15 protein-coding genes are annotated in these 17,353 nt (G+C 60.3%); 8 read left to right on the forward strand and 7 right to left on the reverse strand.

The window, feature by feature from the left end; translation table 11 throughout:
• Positions 1-19: 19 nt before the first annotated feature.
• Genes tsaD through ABAC460_RS34195 form a run of 3 tightly spaced genes read left to right on the forward strand, consistent with a single transcriptional unit; the run spans position 20 to position 3,989 of the window.
• Positions 20-1,141 carry a tRNA (adenosine(37)-N6)-threonylcarbamoyltransferase complex transferase subunit TsaD gene (tsaD, locus tag ABAC460_RS34185; protein WP_023453171.1) on the forward strand — a complete coding sequence of 374 codons (1,122 nt, stop codon included), beginning with the start codon at positions 20-22 and terminating at the stop codon, positions 1,139-1,141.
• Positions 1,138-2,142: an NAD(P)H-dependent glycerol-3-phosphate dehydrogenase gene (locus tag ABAC460_RS34190; RefSeq protein WP_023453172.1), complete on the forward strand. Its 1,005-nt coding sequence runs from the start codon at positions 1,138-1,140 to the stop codon at positions 2,140-2,142. The genes tsaD and ABAC460_RS34190 overlap by 4 nt, the downstream gene beginning before the upstream one ends.
• Positions 2,139-3,989 (forward strand): glycoside hydrolase family 9 protein, encoded by a 1,851-nt coding sequence (locus ABAC460_RS34195; protein ID WP_023453173.1) that lies wholly within the window; start codon positions 2,139-2,141, stop codon positions 3,987-3,989. The genes ABAC460_RS34190 and ABAC460_RS34195 overlap by 4 nt, the downstream gene beginning before the upstream one ends.
• Here ABAC460_RS34195 and ABAC460_RS34200 read toward each other — a convergent pair.
• Both ABAC460_RS34200 and ABAC460_RS34205 read right to left on the reverse strand, forming a co-directional pair.
• Entirely contained in the window at positions 3,986-4,546 is a 561-nt protein-coding gene (locus tag ABAC460_RS34200; protein WP_155914618.1) for a hypothetical protein, read from the reverse strand. The two genes, ABAC460_RS34195 and ABAC460_RS34200, sit on opposite strands and share 4 nt — an antisense overlap.
• 14 nt (positions 4,547-4,560) lie before the next feature.
• The gene (locus tag ABAC460_RS34205) at positions 4,561-4,857 is read right to left on the reverse strand and encodes an autorepressor SdpR family transcription factor (RefSeq protein WP_023453175.1); all 297 of its coding nucleotides are present in this window, start codon (positions 4,855-4,857) and stop codon (positions 4,561-4,563) included.
• A 203-nt stretch (positions 4,858-5,060) separates the two neighbouring features.
• On the opposite strand from ABAC460_RS34205, the gene ABAC460_RS34210 reads away from it, so the two are divergent.
• Positions 5,061-5,420 carry a hypothetical protein gene (locus ABAC460_RS34210; RefSeq protein ID WP_023453176.1) on the forward strand — a complete coding sequence of 120 codons (360 nt, stop codon included), beginning with the start codon at positions 5,061-5,063 and terminating at the stop codon, positions 5,418-5,420.
• Positions 5,421-5,551: 131 nt separating this feature from the next.
• Here ABAC460_RS34210 and ABAC460_RS34215 read toward each other — a convergent pair whose 3' ends face one another.
• The 3 genes from ABAC460_RS34215 to ABAC460_RS34225 are packed head-to-tail and all read right to left on the reverse strand — an operon-like array spanning position 5,552 to position 8,452.
• Positions 5,552-5,935, reverse strand: a complete 384-nt coding sequence (locus ABAC460_RS34215; protein ID WP_023453177.1) for a type II toxin-antitoxin system VapC family toxin — start codon at positions 5,933-5,935, stop codon at positions 5,552-5,554.
• Positions 5,936-6,163: a type II toxin-antitoxin system Phd/YefM family antitoxin gene (locus ABAC460_RS34220; protein ID WP_023453178.1), complete on the reverse strand. Its 228-nt coding sequence runs from the start codon at positions 6,161-6,163 to the stop codon at positions 5,936-5,938.
• Between the two features lie 51 nt (positions 6,164-6,214).
• Positions 6,215-8,452: a spermidine synthase gene (locus ABAC460_RS34225; RefSeq protein WP_023453179.1), complete on the reverse strand. Its 2,238-nt coding sequence runs from the start codon at positions 8,450-8,452 to the stop codon at positions 6,215-6,217.
• A gap of 171 nt (positions 8,453-8,623) precedes the next feature.
• On the opposite strand from ABAC460_RS34225, the gene zorA reads away from it, so the two are divergent.
• From zorA to ABAC460_RS0124435, 4 genes are all read left to right on the forward strand, one after another.
• Entirely contained in the window at positions 8,624-10,570 is a 1,947-nt protein-coding gene (gene zorA, locus ABAC460_RS34230; protein ID WP_023453180.1) for an anti-phage ZorAB system protein ZorA, read from the forward strand.
• Entirely contained in the window at positions 10,567-11,322 is a 756-nt protein-coding gene (locus ABAC460_RS34235) for an OmpA/MotB family protein (RefSeq protein ID WP_023453181.1), read from the forward strand. Before zorA ends, ABAC460_RS34235 begins: the two co-directional genes overlap by 4 nt.
• 92 nt (positions 11,323-11,414) lie before the next feature.
• On the forward strand, positions 11,415-12,686 hold the full coding sequence (locus ABAC460_RS34240; RefSeq protein ID WP_162150308.1) for an EH signature domain-containing protein: 1,272 nt from the start codon (positions 11,415-11,417) through the stop codon (positions 12,684-12,686).
• Positions 12,683-16,243, forward strand: coding sequence for a DEAD/DEAH box helicase (locus ABAC460_RS0124435; protein WP_023453183.1), 3,561 nt, complete (start codon positions 12,683-12,685; stop codon positions 16,241-16,243). The genes ABAC460_RS34240 and ABAC460_RS0124435 overlap by 4 nt, the downstream gene beginning before the upstream one ends.
• Positions 16,244-16,279: 36 nt before the next feature.
• On the opposite strand, the gene ABAC460_RS34245 is transcribed toward ABAC460_RS0124435, so the two are convergent.
• Both ABAC460_RS34245 and ABAC460_RS34250 read right to left on the reverse strand, forming a co-directional pair.
• On the reverse strand, positions 16,280-16,459 hold the full coding sequence (locus ABAC460_RS34245; RefSeq protein WP_023453184.1) for a hypothetical protein: 180 nt from the start codon (positions 16,457-16,459) through the stop codon (positions 16,280-16,282).
• Between the two features lie 4 nt (positions 16,460-16,463).
• Positions 16,464-17,201 carry a creatininase family protein gene (locus ABAC460_RS34250; RefSeq protein ID WP_023453185.1) on the reverse strand — a complete coding sequence of 246 codons (738 nt, stop codon included), beginning with the start codon at positions 17,199-17,201 and terminating at the stop codon, positions 16,464-16,466.
• Between the last annotated feature and the right edge of the window lie 152 nt (positions 17,202-17,353).

Raw genomic sequence — 17,353 nt, forward strand, 5'->3', positions numbered from 1 at the left:
GGAAAGCATCTAGGGGCCTATGGACCAGACCCTGACCGTATTGGGCATTGAATCGAGCTGCGACGAAACCGCCGTGGCCGTGGTGCGCCGTTCGGCCGCGGGCGTCGAAGTCCTGTCCAGCGTCATCCATTCCCAGGTGGTCAAGCACGCCGAATATGGCGGTGTGGTGCCGGAAATCGCCGCACGATCGCATGTTGAAACCATCGACGACCTGGCGCAGCGCGCTTTGAACGATGCCGGCTGGCCGGACATCGACGCGGTGGCGGCGACGGCAGGGCCCGGCCTGATCGGTGGGGTTATGGTGGGGTTGTCGTTCGCCAAGGGCTTTGCCTTTGCCCGCGACCTGCCGCTGATCCCGGTCAACCATTTGGAGGGCCATGCCCTGTCGGCGCGCCTGACCGAGGAGGTGCCGTTTCCTTTCCTGCTTTTGCTGGTGTCGGGCGGGCATTGCCAGTTGCTGTCGGTGCGCGATGTCGGCGACTACGAACGGCTGGGCACCACGATCGACGACGCAGCGGGCGAGGCTTTCGACAAGATCGCCAAGGTCCTGGGGCTGGGTTACCCCGGCGGGCCGGCGCTGGAAAAGGCGGCGGCCCTGGGCGACGCGCAACGCTTCATCCTGCCGCGGGCCCTTTTGGGCCGAAAGGATTGCGACTTCTCGTTTTCGGGTCTCAAGACCGCGGCGGCGACCATCGCCTATGAGCACGTCAAGACCGAGCAGGACCGCAACGACCTGTGCGCATCGGTCCAGGCGGCCATCGCGCGGCAACTGGTGGAGCGCTCAGGCCGGGCGATGAAGCTGTTCCGTGAACACAATGCAGTGACGGAACCGGCCTTCGTGGTAGCCGGCGGAGTCGCCGCCAATGCCACTGTGCGGCGCGAATTGCAGGCCCTGGCGGCGGCCCACGGTTTCCGTTTCATGGCCCCGCCGCTGAAATACTGCACCGACAACGCTGCCATGATTGCTCTGGCAGGCCTTGAACATTACGCCAAGCTTTGCAAGATGGGGATTGAGGACAGGGAGTCGCTGATCGCGGAGGGGCTGGCGGCGCTGGCGCGTCCGCGCTGGCCGCTCGATGAAGCGCGGGCGCAGGCCGAACCGGTCCATAAAAAACAGGGGCGTAAGGGAGCCAAGTCTTGAACGAACGGTTCAAACGTGTGGGCGTAATTGGCGCCGGGGCGTGGGGTACGGCCCTGGCCCAGGTGGCGACCTTCGCCGGCCACAAGGTCATCTTGCAGGCGCGCGAGCCCGAGGTGGTGCAGAGCATCCGCGAAGACCAGCAGAACCCCATCTATCTGAAAGACGTGGAACTGTCGCCCGACATCCGGGCCACCCACGACTTTGCCGAGCTGGCCGACTGCGACCTGATCCTGGCCGTGCCGCCGGCCCAGCATATGCGCGCCACTTTGAAAGCGTTGGCGCCCTATGTGCAGGACGGCCTGCCGATCGTGCTGTGTTCCAAGGGGATCGAGCGCGGCACCGACGCCCTGATGAACGAGGTCCTGAAAGAGGTCCTGCCCCAGGCGCGTGGAGCCGTTTTGGCCGGGCCGAGTTTCGCGTCCGAAGTGGCGCGGGGCCTGCCCGCGGCCGTAACCGTGGCCTGCGACGATGCGCAATTGTGCGCCAAGATCGCCCGCACCATGGCCGGGCCGACCTTCCGCCCGTACAAGTCGACCGACATGATCGGCGCCGAAGCCGGCGGCGCGCTGAAGAACGTCCTGGCCATCGCCTGCGGTATTTCCGAAGGCAAGGGGCTGGGGCGCAACGCCCATGCCGCCCTGATCACCCGTGGGTTCGCCGAGATGTCGCGCCTGGCCGTCGCCATGGGGGCGCAGTTCGACACCATGGTCGGGCTGTGCGGCCTGGGCGATCTGGTGCTGACCTGCTCGTCGACCCAATCGCGCAATATGAGCGTCGGCATGGCGCTGGGCAAGGGCATGACTTTGGAGGAAGCTTTGGCCGGCAAGGTGTCGGTGGCCGAAGGCGTGCAATCGGCGCCGGCGGCGGTCGACCTCGGCCGCAAGTTCGATGTCGAACTGCCGCTGTGCGAAGCCGTCAATGCCGTGCTCCAGGGCGAGATGGACGTGCGCACCGCCATCGAAGCGCTGCTGTCGCGGCCGCTCAAGGTCGAGCGGGCATGAAAGTTCTGGCGTTTGCGGCGGGACTGCTTCTGGCCGGACCGGTCGTGGCGCAGGATGCCCCGCCGACGCCGTTTATCGTGGTCGATCAGTTCGGCTACCTCCCCGATGCGCAGAAGGTCGCGGTCATCCGCGACCCCGAAGTTGGCTTCGACGCCGAATGGGATTTCTCGCCGGGCGCCGTCTATCAGGTCGTGAATACCGCGACCGGCGCCGTGGCCTATGAAGGCAAGCCGGTGGCCTGGAAAAATGGCGCGGTCGATGCTTCGTCCGGCGACCGGATCTGGCAGTTCGATTTCTCGTCCGTGACGGCCCCGGGCGCCTATGTCATCCGCGACAAGCAAGCCGCCTACGATTCCTATAAATTTGAAATCTCGGCTTCGGTCTACCGGCCTGTCCTGGTGGCCGCCACCCGCGCCTTCTATTACCAGCGCGCGGGTTTCGCCAAGGAGGCGCGCTTCGCCGGTGAAGGCTGGGCTGATGCGGCGTCCCATACCCAGGATGCAAAGGCGCGTCTCTACAGTGCGAAGAACGACGCTGCGACGGAACGCGATCTGTCGGGCGGGTGGTACGATGCCGGCGACTACAACAAATACACGTCCTGGACGGCCGACTATGTCGTCGGCCTTTTGGGGATCTATTCCGAACGGCCGGAACTGTGGACCGACGATTTCAACATCCCGGAATCGGGCAATGGCGTGCCCGACCTGCTGGATGAGGTGAAGTACGGCGTCGACTGGCTGGTGCGGATGCAGAGCCCCGACGGCGGCGTGTTGTCGATCGTCGCCCTGTCGCATGCGTCGCCGCCCTCGGCCGCTAAGGGGCCCAGCCTATATGGGCCGGCCACGACGTCGGCGACCTATGGCACGGCGGCGGCCTTCGCCAAGGCGGCCAAGATCTATGATGGATATTATGCCGCCGACCTGAAAGCACGCGCCATCAAAGCGTGGACCTGGGCCCAGGCCAATCCGAAGGTGACCTTCTACAATAACGATCCGCGCGATAACTCCGAAGGCGTCGGCGCCGGCCAGCAGGAAACCGATGACTACAGCCGCGCCATGAAGGCGCTGGCTGCGGCCATCTACCTGTTCGACCTGACGGGCGAGGCGGTCTATCGCGATTATGTCGACGCCCACTACCGCGACGCCAACCTGTTCAAGCATGTCAGCAATCTCGACTTCGACTACGGTCATCAGGCGCCATTGCTGGACTATGCCCTGATGCGAGGCGCGACGCCGAAGGTCGCCAGGGCCATCAAGGAGGCGTGGGCTGCAAACTTCGAAGGCGGGGTGGGCTGGGGCTCGCAAGGGACGGACCCGTACAACGCCTTCGTCACCGCCTATGTCTGGGGCAGCAGCGCCACCAAGGGCTACCATGGTGGAATTTTCTCGGATCTGGCGCGGCTGGGGCTGTCCGGCCATCCGGTGAAAGAGTCGCGCGACGCGGCCGCCGGTTACCTGCATTACATGCACGGCGTCAATCCACTGGGTAAGGTCTATCTGTCGAACATGTCGGCGGCGGGCGCGGAAAACTCGGTCGACCGGTTTTACCATTCGTGGTTTGCGCCCGGCGGCCCATGGGACAGCGTCAAGGCTTCGAAATTCGGACCGGCGCCCGGCTATGTCGTCGGTGGCGCCAATCCGGGCTATGGCTGGGATCCGCGCTGTCCGGCGGTTAGCCCGCAATGCGGAGCGGCCTTGTTGTCGCCGCCCCACGGCCAGCCCGACCAGAAGGCCTATGCCGATTTCAATGCCGGCTGGCCGATCAATTCGTGGGAAGTCACCGAGAACTCCAATGCTTACCAGGTGGCGTATCTGCGGCTTTTGGCGCGGTTCGTCAGCGCGGATTAGGCCGATTTTTTCGCCGCACCCTTCAGGCAGATTTCCAGAAGGCTCATCGATACGGTGAAGCCGGCCGTCAGCCACAGTACGGACTGCCCGCCGATCGCCACGTCGGCCAGAAACATGGCGAAGGCCCACATCAACCCATTCAGGATTTGCAGGATTGCCGTGTGGGCGCGTCCGCCCACCGGACTGCCGCTTTTCAGGTGCAGGGCAGCGGCCAGGATGGCGACGGCAAAAGCCGATAACGCGGTCGCGGAGGCCAGGGCGATACGTATCTCCTGGGGCGCCAGCAGCCACAGGCCCAGGCTGGCAAGGCCGCCCAGGACCAGGATCCAACCGGCAAGGCGTGAGGCGGTCTGAGGTGAGGCGGCGCGCTTGGGCAGCACATTGCCGGCGCCGATCATTAGCAGGCTGAACAGACTGCCGGCATATTGCGCCGCGGCGCCAGCTTCGATAAGCCCGGTCTTTTTCGCTACGGCGATCGCCAGAACCAGCGCCACCAGGACGATGAGGGCGATGACGGGAAACACGGCGGGTCTTGCAGGTGTCGGGGCTTCTGACATGGTGTGATCTCCGTTCAGTCGGTTGGGGTTTCCGGCTGGGCCGCCGGGTGCAACTGCCAGCCGAAGGCCTGGGCGAAACCCAGCATGGCCTCTTCGAGAACCGACATTTGCAGGTGATAGATGACGCTTTGGGCCTGTTTTTCCGAGACAATCAGCCCGGCTTCCCGCAGGACGGCGAAATGGGCCGACATGGTGGGTTTGGAGACCTGAAAGGCCGCCGCCAGTTCTCCGGCCGACATCGTCCGTTCGCGCAGCATTTCCAGGACACGGCGGCGGGTCGGATCGGAGAGGGCTTTGAAAACGAGGCTCATAAATTTGTATTTAGCTAAACATCGAAATAGAGTCAAGTGCGGCGTCGCGGCGTTTTACAGGCGCAAACGGTTTCATCAATAATTGTTGCAGAGCCAAATTTAACGGCTGACAGCTCGGCTTAGGCATGCATTATGACAGCGCTGTCATCGCTCCCCCGGTGACAGTGTTTCCTTCCCAAAATCAACTTTGTGAGTGTGTCACCATGTCTGTTAAAACCGTTCTCATCGGCACCATCGCCGGTCTGGCCCTGTCCCTGTCGGCCGCTGGCGCCTTCGCCTGTTCGCAAGCCCAGGAAGAGGCCGCCGGTCACGCCGCCGCCGCCGCCGCGCGTCAGGAGCTGGGCGATGTCGCCTCGCGCCAGAGCGACCGCCTGATCAAGATCAGCTACTGCAAGGCCGACGGCGATACTGTCGTGATCGGCTTCACCTACAACTACATGTCGGACGAGGGCGCCTACGCCGTCGATGGCACGGCCAAGGTCGAAGGCGACGACGTTCAGTCCCTGAACCTGCACCGCCCGGATCGGGTGTGGGCGTCAATCGACACCTACTACACCGAGTAAGCGAAAACGGGCGGCGGTCAGGCGCCCGCCGCCCTAGAGCGCCGATCCGGAAGAATCGGATCGGCGCTCTAAGTTTTTGCTTTTACGCGCATCTTTGTCCGAAAAGTGCGTCACACTTTTCGGGATGCGCTCTAATCTAAACGGATCAAACCTGGTACGGCGTCAAACGCAGCATCCACCGAAACCAGTGGCCAGTTGTTTGCCAGACAGGTTGCTGCCAGGATACGGTCAAACGGATCGCGATGCTCCCAATCCATCATCGCCGCCTTAAGTGCGATATCAGGTGTCAGCGTAGCGACGAGACCTTTCTGATCTTCCAGCAGACCAGGCAAACTGCCTGCATAAGGCGCCATTTCCGGCCATTTGCCGATACGCACCTTTTGGCCGATTTCGAAAAAACTTATAGGACTGACATAAATTGCGTCGGTAGCGTCAAGGGCGTCCATCATGGTCGCGCTCAGCCCAATGCCTGTCAGGCTCCAGGCCCAGACATGGGTATCCAGCAACAGGGCCACTCAGCGGCCTTCCCAAAGGTCCAGGTCGGACGGGGCCATCGGCTCCAGAAAGTCAGGAACGGTCGTTACCTTGTCTTTGAGAATGCCGATTTTGAACTGCCCCTTACGGATCGGCACAAGTCGGGCCACGGGCGTCTGGCCGCGCGCAATCACAACCTCCTCGCCGGATGCGGCGGCTTCGATCAGTTTTGATAACTGGGTTTTGGCGGCGTGGATGGTAACCTGCATAACACATATTCCGATTAGCTAACTTAGCTATATCATGTTCTTTCTGTCATCTCAATACTGCGGCCGCAGCATGGCGCCGATGACATTCATATAGTCGTCGGTCCAGGCCTTGACCCCGCCGGGGCTTGTGCCTTTCCAGCGCGGATCGGCATGGAACGGCGCCAGGGCATCGTCGCTTTTGCCGGCCACCACCACGATCGAGGCCGAGCGCAGGCGGCTGCCGTCCGGAGCGGCCGGACTGATCTGGGTCACCGACTTGCCGCCGGCCTGGCGCACGGCGGCGATGACCGGGCTGCGCAGTTCCAGATGGCGATTGCTGAGGTGGAAGACCACCACGCCGTCGTCGCTTAGCTTCGACAGGTACATGGCGATGGCTTCGGCGGTCAGCAGGTGGGCCGGCACCGCATCCGAGGTAAAGGCGTCGACCAGCAGCAGATCCAGCTTTCCGGCCGGCAGCGGCGACAAGGTCAGGCGGGCGTCGCCGGTGCGGAAATCCACTGGCCCCTTGGCGCAATCCGAGATGAAGGTGAAGCGCTGCGGGTCGCGGGCGATACGTACCACCTCAGGATCGATCTCATAGAAGGTCAGCCGGTCCTGCGACCGGACATAGGTGGCCACTGTACCCACGCCCAGGCCGACCGTAGCGATATCGATCGAAGGCGAACGCGTCTGTTGCAGGACGAAGCTCTGGCCGATGGCCGTGGTCGGATCGTAATAGGTGAGGGGCTGGCATTGCGTCCCGGGAAGCCGGCGCTGGGCGCCGTGCAAGGTGGTGCCATGGATCATCTCGCGGATTGGGCCCACGGTCTTGTCCTCGGCGTCGGCGACGCGAATGACGCCGAAAAAGTTGCGATCGCTTTCGACCTCATTGCCGGGATGGTTGAATCCCTGCAGCGCGAAGGCCGCCAGTACGGCGACCACCGCCATCAGCAGGCCGCGGTGATGGAGCGCGACGATGGTGACGATGGTCAGGGCGAACAGGATCTTGGCGGCGGCGCTGGCCACCGTTTCGGAGAGGTTGAGCATGGGAAGGACCGTCAAGGCCAGACCGGCGGCAGCACCCGCGCCGAACCAGATCATGTCACGCCGCGGCCAGGCGCCCAGGAGACTGGCGCCCCACGGCCGGGCGGCGCAGGACAGGGCCAGGACCAGGATGTACTCGAAGATGGTATCGAACAGGACCGGCGCGATGAAGGCGTTGAAGCCGCCGCCGATCACGCCGCCCAGCGACAGGCAGAGATAGTAGAGCGTCAGATGGTCCGGCGCCGGCCGGGCCAGGGCCAGGGCGTCGTGGCACATCCAGGCCGTCAGGAAAAAGCACAGCAGGTGGACACCCAGGTGCACAAAGATGCTGGTGTCGTGCAGCGGCAGGATATAGAGGCACAGGCCCAAACCCATGGCCTGGGCCAGCAGCAGGTACTTGCGGCTGATCAGGCGGCGGGTCGAAAAGGCCAGGATAAAGGTCAGCAGGTAGAGCGCCAGGGGAATGACCCACAGGAAGGGCGCTGTGGCGACGTCGGTCGACAGGTAGGTGGTGACGCCGATCATCAGGCTGGACGGAATGGCGGCCAGGGCGACCCAGCCGGCCATGGTCATCAGGCCGGGACGTGGCGTGACGGCATCGGCCCCGGCGGCGACGGTGCGCGCCTTTTGCGTCATCCCCAACAGGATGATCATGACCGCCAGAACGCCGTAGCCGAGACTCCAGCCCAGGCGCTGGTGCGTCAGATGGGTCAGGGGCTCGACGATGACGGGATAGGCCAGCAGCGACAGCAGGCTGCCAAGATTGGAGGCGGCATAGAGCCGGTAGGGTTCGGGCGCCTTTCCGGTGGCGGCGTCCAGGTCGGCAGTGCGGGCGAACCAGGCCTGGACCAGGGGCGCCGTGGCCGACAGGACGGCAAACGGCGCGCCGATCGACAGGGTCAGCACCCCCAGAAGCCACAGGGCGGGGTGTTCGGGATCGGGCAGGCCCAGGAGGCCGGTGACATGCAGCGGGAGGGTCAGGCCGGCCAGGGCCAGCATGATGCCGTGAACCAGAACCTGGGTCTTGAAGTTTTTGATCTTCTGCAGGACGTGGGCGTAGCCGTAACCGGCCAGCAGCGCGGCCTGGAAGAAGGCCATGGAGGTGTTCCATACGGCCGGCGCGCCGCCCAGCAGGGGCAGCAGCAGCTTGCCAACCATGGGCTGGACGAAGAAGACGAGGAAGGCGCTGGTGAAGACGGTAACGACGAACAACGCCTGTGGGCGCGACAGGGCGGGGGCGGCGGGCGCTGTCGCGGAACTGGGCATGGGAGTCCTTACGGTTGTGTCTGCGGCAGATGTAAGGGATTATGCTTAACAGGTGTTTATAGCGGTTGAGGATGAACGCAGGTTGCCGCCGAAGCGAAGAGGCAATTTGCAGTTGACCCTGCCCGTACGAAGCACGATGGTCTGATTGGGCAGTTTTTCTTCAGGTGGGCAATGGGCAGCGCTTTAGATATTTTGATGTGGCCGTTCGTCGTTGTCTTCGGCCAGTCGTGGGTTGCGCCTTTCGTTTTGCTTCCCGCGCTTCTCGGCTGGGCTATTATTGTCATCGTCCAGGCGGACGGCAAGGTACGCCCGTTCTGGGCGGCTGTGGACAAACGTCTGGAAACCTTACGAAGCATCCTGAAACCCGCCGGCGTTGATTCGGGACGAAGGGTATTTGCCGATCGTTTTGACGATATTAAAGCCGTGATGTCGCCAGTCGAAACGGACGCTCAGGCGCTCGTCCTAGCATGGGATGAGTTTCACGAAACTCTCGTCGACGAAACCGCAATTCCTATTGTCAACACAAGCAGACCTCTGACCTATTTCCAAAAGGTTGCGCCATCACAACTTCGCTTGATGTTTTGGTCCAACATGTCGGTTGGCATCGGGTTGGTTTTGACATTCTTGGGACTTGTCGTTGCCCTTTATGTTGCCCAAAAAGGCATGGGAAACAGTCCCGATCCATCTGCCTCACTGATCGAACTTTTGAAAGTCGCTGGGGCTAAGTTTTTCGCCTCTATTGGCGGTGTCGGGGCTTCATTGTTGCTCCGCGGGTATGAGTACCGGATAAACCTTAAATCACGAGCAAAGATCGAAGAACTTTGCTCACTGCTGGAATCGGGTTTGCTCTACATTCCGCCGCAGAAGATCGCCATTGACCAGCTAGACGTACTTCGTGAGCAACGCGACCAACTGAAAATGTTCAACACTGATGTTGCGTTACAATTATCGGAACGGATCGGTGTTCAGTTCAGTCAGGCGCTGCAACCGGTGACGGCGTCATTGGATAGGTTGAGTGAAGGCTTCAGTGGCGTAAGAGAAGGCCTTGGCGCAGGCGCTGCGGAGGCGTTCCGGGATGGTATCGGAGGAGAACTGCGAGCGTTTGGCCAAATATTGGGGGAGTTGGGCACAAAACTTGACGGCTTAAGCACCGCCGTTGGGGCATCGAGTGATGATGCTGCCGGCAAGATCAAAACCGCAGGTGAGGATTTCGCCGCCGCTGCCCGAGATATTCGAGACGCCTTTGATCGCCTAACCTCGAACGTCGATTCGCTCGGGAAGAAATTGACAGATCAAAGCGACCAGGCATCTCAAGCTCAGGCGGATGCCATGAGTCGAGTCTTGAAGGATTTCGAATTGCTTCAGGGGCGGTCGTCCGGGACGATAGAGAAGGCTGTTGAAGCGCTTCAATTTGCGGCGACCAAGGCCGCAGACAGAGTGCAAGAGGAGTTTGCAACGACTTTGGGGAATGCCATGCACGAAAGTGACCGGCAATTCCGCTCCATACTGGAAGAATCGGGCGAGGGGCTCAGGTCCGTCTCCACAGGGCTTACTCAGGCTGTCAGTTCGGCGGCTCAATCCATTGCTGATGCCAGCCTTGGTTTCCAGCGCAGTGCTGATGGTGCGAAGCAAACAGTCGACGCGATGTCTGGCATTGTTACCAGCGGTCGCAGTCTGGCGGTTTCTCTCGATGAATCCGCACGTTCGTTCGGCCAGGCTGCCGATCCCGTAGCTCTGAGCGCCAAGGCGCTTCACGAAGCGGCGGGGCGCATTTCCGCTTCCGTAGACGGTGCAACTCGGGCGGAGCGCGAGGCTTTGAAGGAGATGCAAGTGTTTGTAGCTCAGGTTCGTGCTTCACACGAAGAGGCTGAGACAGCCCTTCGCACCTACCGCGGCCGTTTTGAGGATGTGGACAAATCCCTGGGTGGTGCCGTCGAGAAGTTGGGAGCGGCTCTGGGCGGCTCGTTCGACCAGTTCCGCGACTTTGCTCAGAAGTTTGATAGCGAGATGGCGGGAGCCATCAATAAGCTCGCTACCCGCCTGGCAACCATCGAGGATCATGCCGAGGCGCTGGAGCGACATAATGATGTGATGCAGGCAGGGCGGGCGGCTGAATGATTATCGATGACGCCCACGAGCCCCAGGTCGAGGAAGAAAACTATTTTGTTTCAATGACGGATATGATGGTGGGTATGATCTTCATCTTCATCATTCTGTTGATGTACTATGCACTTCAGTTCCGTACAGTTACGGATCAACTGACGGGAGCCGACGAAACTCGGGCGAAGATACTTCACGAAATTCAGTCATCACTGAAGTCCAAGGGTGTTGAAGTCACGATAGATACTCAGGATGGGGTCTTGCGCCTCCCGGACGCTATTCTTTTTGATAGTGGCCAGGCAGTGCTAAAGCCGGGTGGTGCCGAAAAGGTCGCAAAGCTGGCGGCGACACTGGGCGATATTCTCCCCTGTTACACGGATACCGTAGGCGACGCTGCATCGACACGCCCCTGTCCGACCACGGAACACAGGATTGAGTCCGTCTACATAGAAGGGCATACGGATAAAGATCCACTGTCGGGTGGTGGTCTGATCCAGGATAATTGGGATCTGTCGGTGGTTCGGGCCACCAATACCTACCGCAGCCTGGTCGGGGCGGAAGGACGGCTTACGCATTTATGTGCGCGAAAGGGCAGTGGGTGTGCCCCAGTTTTGAGTGTCAGCGGCTATGGTGACCGCCGTCCAGTCAAGGCAGGCGACAGTAACGAAGACAAGAGTAGCAATCGCCGCATCGACATTCGCTTGATCATGGTTACGCCGGATCGGGGAAACATCGAGGCCATTTCCCGCGAAGTTGAGGCACGTCAGTGAGCGGCCTTAAGGAGGCACTTTCAAGCGATTGGATTCGCAGGCTTAGCGTTAGAGCACCACTCCTGGTGAGGGTTGGCCGCGCCATACGGGCCTTGGACGGCGAAGGCGTAAGTGCTGAGCCTGAGAATGTTGACGCTCTGCAGCGGCGCCTGCTGGCCAGCCTGGAGACTGGCGAAGGTCTGAGTGGGCGGGACTTGCGCGAGGGCGCACGTGTGCTTTTTCACCCGCCTTTGCAGCCGGGCCGGGACGAGACCTTTTTGCGGCATTTCGTAGCCTTGGTCGAGAAGCAACATCGACGCTCGGCGTTGTTTGGTCTTATCGACGCCTATATCGACCGGTTTTCACCAGACCACGCTGAAATCTCAGTCCTGGCGCGAGAACTCAAAGCGCTGACTGCCCAATGGCCATGGCGCGAAGATGATGTATGGCGTTTACGCGATAAAGCATTTTTCGATGTTGATCAGGTTGCCGGACAAATCGCAAAACACGTCTTGCACGACGATTTGGCGCCGAATCGCACGATGGAAGATGCCGGTCTGGACACTGCCTTGCGCCAAAAAGGCGGCTTGGCGCTGGCTGCGTTTGTTTGCGCCTGCCGAGAGGTCGCGACTAAAAAAGGCGCCGTTGCAGGGCGGATGCAGTCAAGGCTCATAGATTGGGCGCGGTTGGATGACAGCCCGTTGAACTATCCGGCTGCCTGGCGCGACTATGCTGAAGCCTTGCTGGCCCCTTGGTCGCAGGCAGAGCCCTCAGAAGCACACAAGTCCCTGGTGATCGAGGCGGTGTTTGCCTATGGCGGAGATCCAAGGTTTAGCACGGGCCGATGGAATCAAGCCTCGGCCGAAGCGCGGTCCGTGCTTAATAGTTGGTTGGCCCGGGCTTCCTTTGAACAGTTTTTTGCGATCGTGGACAGGATGGACATGGCTGGCCGTGGTGATATGTGGCGGGACAGGAAAACTTTCTGGTCGCAGTACCTCGATCAAGTCTCAAAAGCATGGGTCGTATTTGGTGAAGATGGCGCCTTCATCGCAAAACAAATATCGCGACAGTCCGGAGATGCGTCATTTCTGAATTTTGGATTGCACGATGCTCGCTCGGGGAGAACCAAGCAACACACAGCCCTTATCATGGCGATAGGCGAGTTAACTGTGGTCGAATGGAGTCATAATGGAAGCTGGAACATTTGGCTTACATCGGACAGAACGGCACCCAAATTCTACGAAAAAAATTACAGGTGCTATCGAATAATGAATGCCCCAGCGCTTGGGGAACACAAGGGTTGTGGATCACATGACCAGCCTGGCCGTTGGAAAGGCAAAATTGCAAATATCATCAGGCATTTCACGGGGATTGGCTGGCGATGAAATTTCCTTTTTTCAAGTCGAAAAAGGATAAGGAAAGCGCAGATTTTACCTGCGAAATGCGCAGTGACCGCGTTTTCCTGGCCATGCTTGATCGTGGAAAATCAGTTCCCGTCTCCGAATGGTCGAGGCTGAAACCTGGCGCGGCGAGTGCTATCGCAACCGTATGCGGCCTTGACGAGGCCTTTGCGATCGTTGACGACCACACCATCGAATTTACGCCGAGTGGCTTGGCTGAACTTGGGGCCGCAACAGGGTCGGCGTTAAATCTACCCTCGCCTACGCCCTTGGCCCTGGACATCAAGGCGATTGGCAGGATCGACGAAGATGGCTTCATAGTCCAGGTAACCTGGGTCCGGCTGGGTGGCCAACCGATCCGAGCTACAGTCGAAGGCGCCCTGCTGCGGGCTGATGGCCAGCAGTGGCGCATCCCGCAGCCGCTGTACGCCTGTTGGTGCGCGGCAAAAGCGCTGACTCAGCCAACCGATAAGGCCAATCGGTTCCGCGCGCTGGCCGCTTTAAAGGCCTGCTGGCCTGAAGGCACGGCGGTAACCTCGGAATCTTATCTGCAGGATTTACGTGTGCATTACGCTTCGGCGATGTCTTTGAAACTGAAGACATTAACGCCCAATCGAACGGACTTCGATCCGATCCTCTTTGGTCCGGCGGCCGACCTACCTTCCGAGGACAGGCAAAGGGATGAGGAATGGGACAACCTTCTGACGCCGCGGGCGCAAAAGCTGTTTGCTGAAAACCGGTTTCGCCGCGAATCCGAGGGCCGTCCGGTCTACGTGCTGCGCGACGGGGAGTACGTCTTTATTGATCCCGAACTACGACCGATTCTGAACTCCATTCGAACGCTTCAGGATCGTCCGGAGGCAGAACGCCGGAATTTTGTACTGAACCCGCGTGCTGTCTTGCGAACCTTGATTGGGGAGGCCCGCGCCGACGAATTGCCGCTGGACGAGCTATTTGTTGAGACACAGCAATATTCCGATCGGGTGGCCGGGGTTGACCTTTGGCGGGTTGCTGTCCTGCCGTGGATGGTCCCGTCGCATAAGAACCACTGGCTGCCGGAACGCTTCGGTTTAAAGGTCGCCGATGACTACTATGCTGTTTCGCCCGATAAGGTCGAAGCACTGGTATCATCTGTCTCGGCCGCGGCTGAGGCCGGCCAGCCCAAGGTGGATGTCTCAGGCCTGCTTCAGGGCGTCGCCGCCGATTCTACGCCTCCCAGTCATTTGCCGGTCAATGATCAGGTCTTGGCCGCCATATCGCACCTGAAGCCGTTTGCCGCTGGCACTGATGCCGGCTCCGCGGACGAAGCCAGCTCGCCGGCAGAAGAAATTTGGCCGGGGAAACTGTTCCTTATCGTAAAGGAGAATTTCGAGGAGGTGGCGTTTGCGCCTCGCGAAACGCCAGAAGGAACGGACAGTGATCCTGTGTCCGTTCCAAGCCTTCTGCGAACGCCCCTGAAACCTCACCAGGTTGAAGGCTTGGGCTGGCTGGCCAAATCCTGCCGTTTGGGGCGGCGCGGCGGTCTCTTGGCCGACGATATGGGCCTGGGAAAAACCTTGCAGGCTATCGCCTTTATGGCTTGGCTCCAGGCACAGCGGCTTGAGCACGGTGGGGATCGTTCGGCTTGTCTTATCGTTGCGCCGACCGGCCTGCTGGGCAATTGGCGTGATGAGATCGCCAAGCACCTAAATGCCCCTGGCCTGGGACGATTGATTCTGGCGTTTGGTGGCGACCTGAAACTGCTTCGTGAAGAGGCCGACTTATCGCAGCGAGACATTGAAACCGGTCGCGCGTCCCTTGATGCAGAAAGATGGCGTGAGGGTGGGGTTGTTCTGACCACCTATGAGACTCTGCGTGACTATCATTTCAGCTTTGCACGGACCCGGTTTGGCCTGATTGTTTTTGACGAAATTCAGAAGCTGAAGAACCCGGTCAGTCAGATGACCCGGGCCAGTAAAACGTTGAATGCTGACTTCGTCCTGGGCATGACCGGGACCCCGGTTGAAAACCGGTTGCAGGACCTGTGGTCGATTATGGATGTGATTTCCCCTGGTCTTCTGGGCGCATCTCGTGATTTTGAACGCAGGTTTCCGCCCGACCAACCAGACAAGCTGGCCAATCTCAAAGCGCTTTTGACGAAGGATACGGATGGGCAAACGCCGTACATGCTGCGCCGAATGAAGTCTGAGGTCCTGGGTAGTTTACCAGCCAAACATGTCCACACCTATCGCGTGGCCATGCCGCCGGTTCAAGCCGATACTTATCGTCAAGTGGTTGTCCGGGCGGCGGCGCTGTCGGCGAGCGGTGCGTTCGGCAAGGGGGGGATGCTCCAAGTCCTGGCCAATATGCGTGGGGTATCTCTGCATCCCGTTAATCCGGAGCAAGCTCCCGACAGCCTGGATATCTATGCTCGTGACTCGGCGAGATTGACCAAAGCTTTGGAGATCCTCGACATGGTTTGCGAGCGCAAGGAAAAGGCGCTGATTTTTGTCGAAGATTTGGCCATGCAGGATCGACTGGCGGGTCTTATCCAGGCACGTTTCAAGTTGAGAACCCTTCCCAAACGGATCAATGGCGGGGTTCCCGGTCCCAAGCGTCAAGATATGGTCCGGGCGTTCCAAGGCAGCTTAGATCCGTTTGATGTCATGATACTTTCACCGAAAGCCGGTGGGGTCGGACTGACCTTGACCCAGGCCAACCACGTTATTCACCTGTCGCGGTGGTGGAACCCAGCCGTTGAAGATCAGGCCACCGATCGTGTCTACCGGATTGGGCAGGCGCGGGAAGTGCATGTACATATTCCGTTGGCAGTACATCCTGATCCCGTGTTGGCAGAGACCAGTTTCGACCTTCGCCTGGATGCGCTCCTGAGCCGAAAACGCCAACTCACACAAGATCTGTTCTCGCCGCCAGAAGCAGACGAGAACGACTTGATGGTTCTGTTTGGCGAGGTGACTGGCACCCAGGATGCGGCGGAGCCGGCGGCCCCTGCCGTCGAAGTTCTCGCGCCGGAGCGAGAGGTCAAACGGCAGACCTTAAGTCTACCCGACGCCCCTCAAGCCTCCGGTGCGAGGAAATGGAAGGCTTTGGCTGGAACTGCGCGACCGACAGCAGAGATACTGTCAATTTTCAAGGGGCGGGTGATCGTCGACATGGTCATTAAAGACCCCTATGCGCTTGCTACTCCGCGTGCACGGCAGGCTCATGTGTCATTTGTGGAAGATATTGCCAAAGAAGCGTCGAGCTTGGGGCAGGTCACCATCGAGTATGTACCCGACTTAGGGAGTGCGGATGACAGCCAGGACCGGCGAGATATCGGTGGCCGGTTTGCGTTGAACAGCGCTGGTCGGCAAACCGTCGTCCGTTTGAAAAGTCGCCCCAAGAGATCAGGCGGCGTCGACTTCCATGACCGAAGCGTTGAACTTTCGGTCCGTCACGCTGGTGGCGCAGTTAGAAAGCACGAACTGTGGATTGGACGCGGCGTCGAGGCCTTGTATCACGACGGCTTTGAGTGCTCCGTTTCGTATTTTCAGGATTCGTGACTGGGGCTCCGAACTAGCAGGTTCGCAATTACGCAGTCACCCCCCCTTGCGCACGACCCTCGCCAACAGCCACCACGCCGTAATCGCTGGCAGGAAGGTGATGGACACCAGCCAGAACGGCGTGCCGAAGGACAGCAGGACGGTCGCCAATATCTGCCATACGGCCAGGACACCGACGGTCAGCAGGATCAGGACGAAGAAACGCTTGAAAGTCATCGGCCTATTCTGCGTCGAACTTGGCGACGTCGTCAATCAGGCCGGTCACCGCGGCATCGATAATCTTCTGGCCGTCCTCGACCGTGGCCAGCGATGAGTCCGAACCGATGCGGCCGTCGGCAAAGCGCGCACGGTAGTCCAGCGCGTCGCGGATCGGGCCATTGGGGGCGATCTGGGGCTCCATGGCGTGGGATTTCACGCGGTCGGGATAGGCGGCGAAGGTCACCGCGATTTCCGACGGGGTGGCATGGGTGCCGTGTCCGGTCGGGTACAGCTTGGCGCACAGGCGTGAAATGCCCGGCAGATCCCACCAGTTGCGCAGCTTCAGGATAAAGGGGCAGGGCTCGGCCTGGTACGAATAGTCGGAATAGATCTCGGAAAAGGCGGCTTCGATGGTGGCGACATTTCCGCCGTGGCCGTTGAGGAAATAGATGCGGTCGAAGCCGTGCCGCGCGAGGGAATTCACCCAGTCCGAAATCGCCGCCATAAAGGTCGAGGGGCGTAATGAGATCGTACCCGAGAAGGCGAGATGATGCTGGGCCATGCCGATATTGAAGGTCGGCGCGATCAGCAGGTCGCCGGACTTTTCAGCGGCATGGGCGATGATTTCCGGACACAGCCAGTCGGTGCCCAGCAGCCCCATTGGGCCGTGCTGTTCGTTGGAGCCGATCGGGATGATGACGGTGCGCGACGACTTCAGGCGTTCGTCGATTTCGGGCCAGGTGGAAAATGCCAGCAGCATGGGGGTACTCCGTCGCAGTCTGCGACTGTTTAAGCGTTCCGGGCAACGGATGCCATCTTTTTCGCATTGGTCTTATGGACTTCGAAAACGGCTTTCCCTAAGGTCCCGGCAACCAAAAACCCCCTTGGTTCCTTTGGGGCCACAACGGGGGA

It is taken from the genome of Asticcacaulis sp. AC460, assembly GCF_000495795.1.
In the GTDB taxonomy this organism is placed as follows: Bacteria; Pseudomonadota; Alphaproteobacteria; order Caulobacterales; family Caulobacteraceae; genus Asticcacaulis.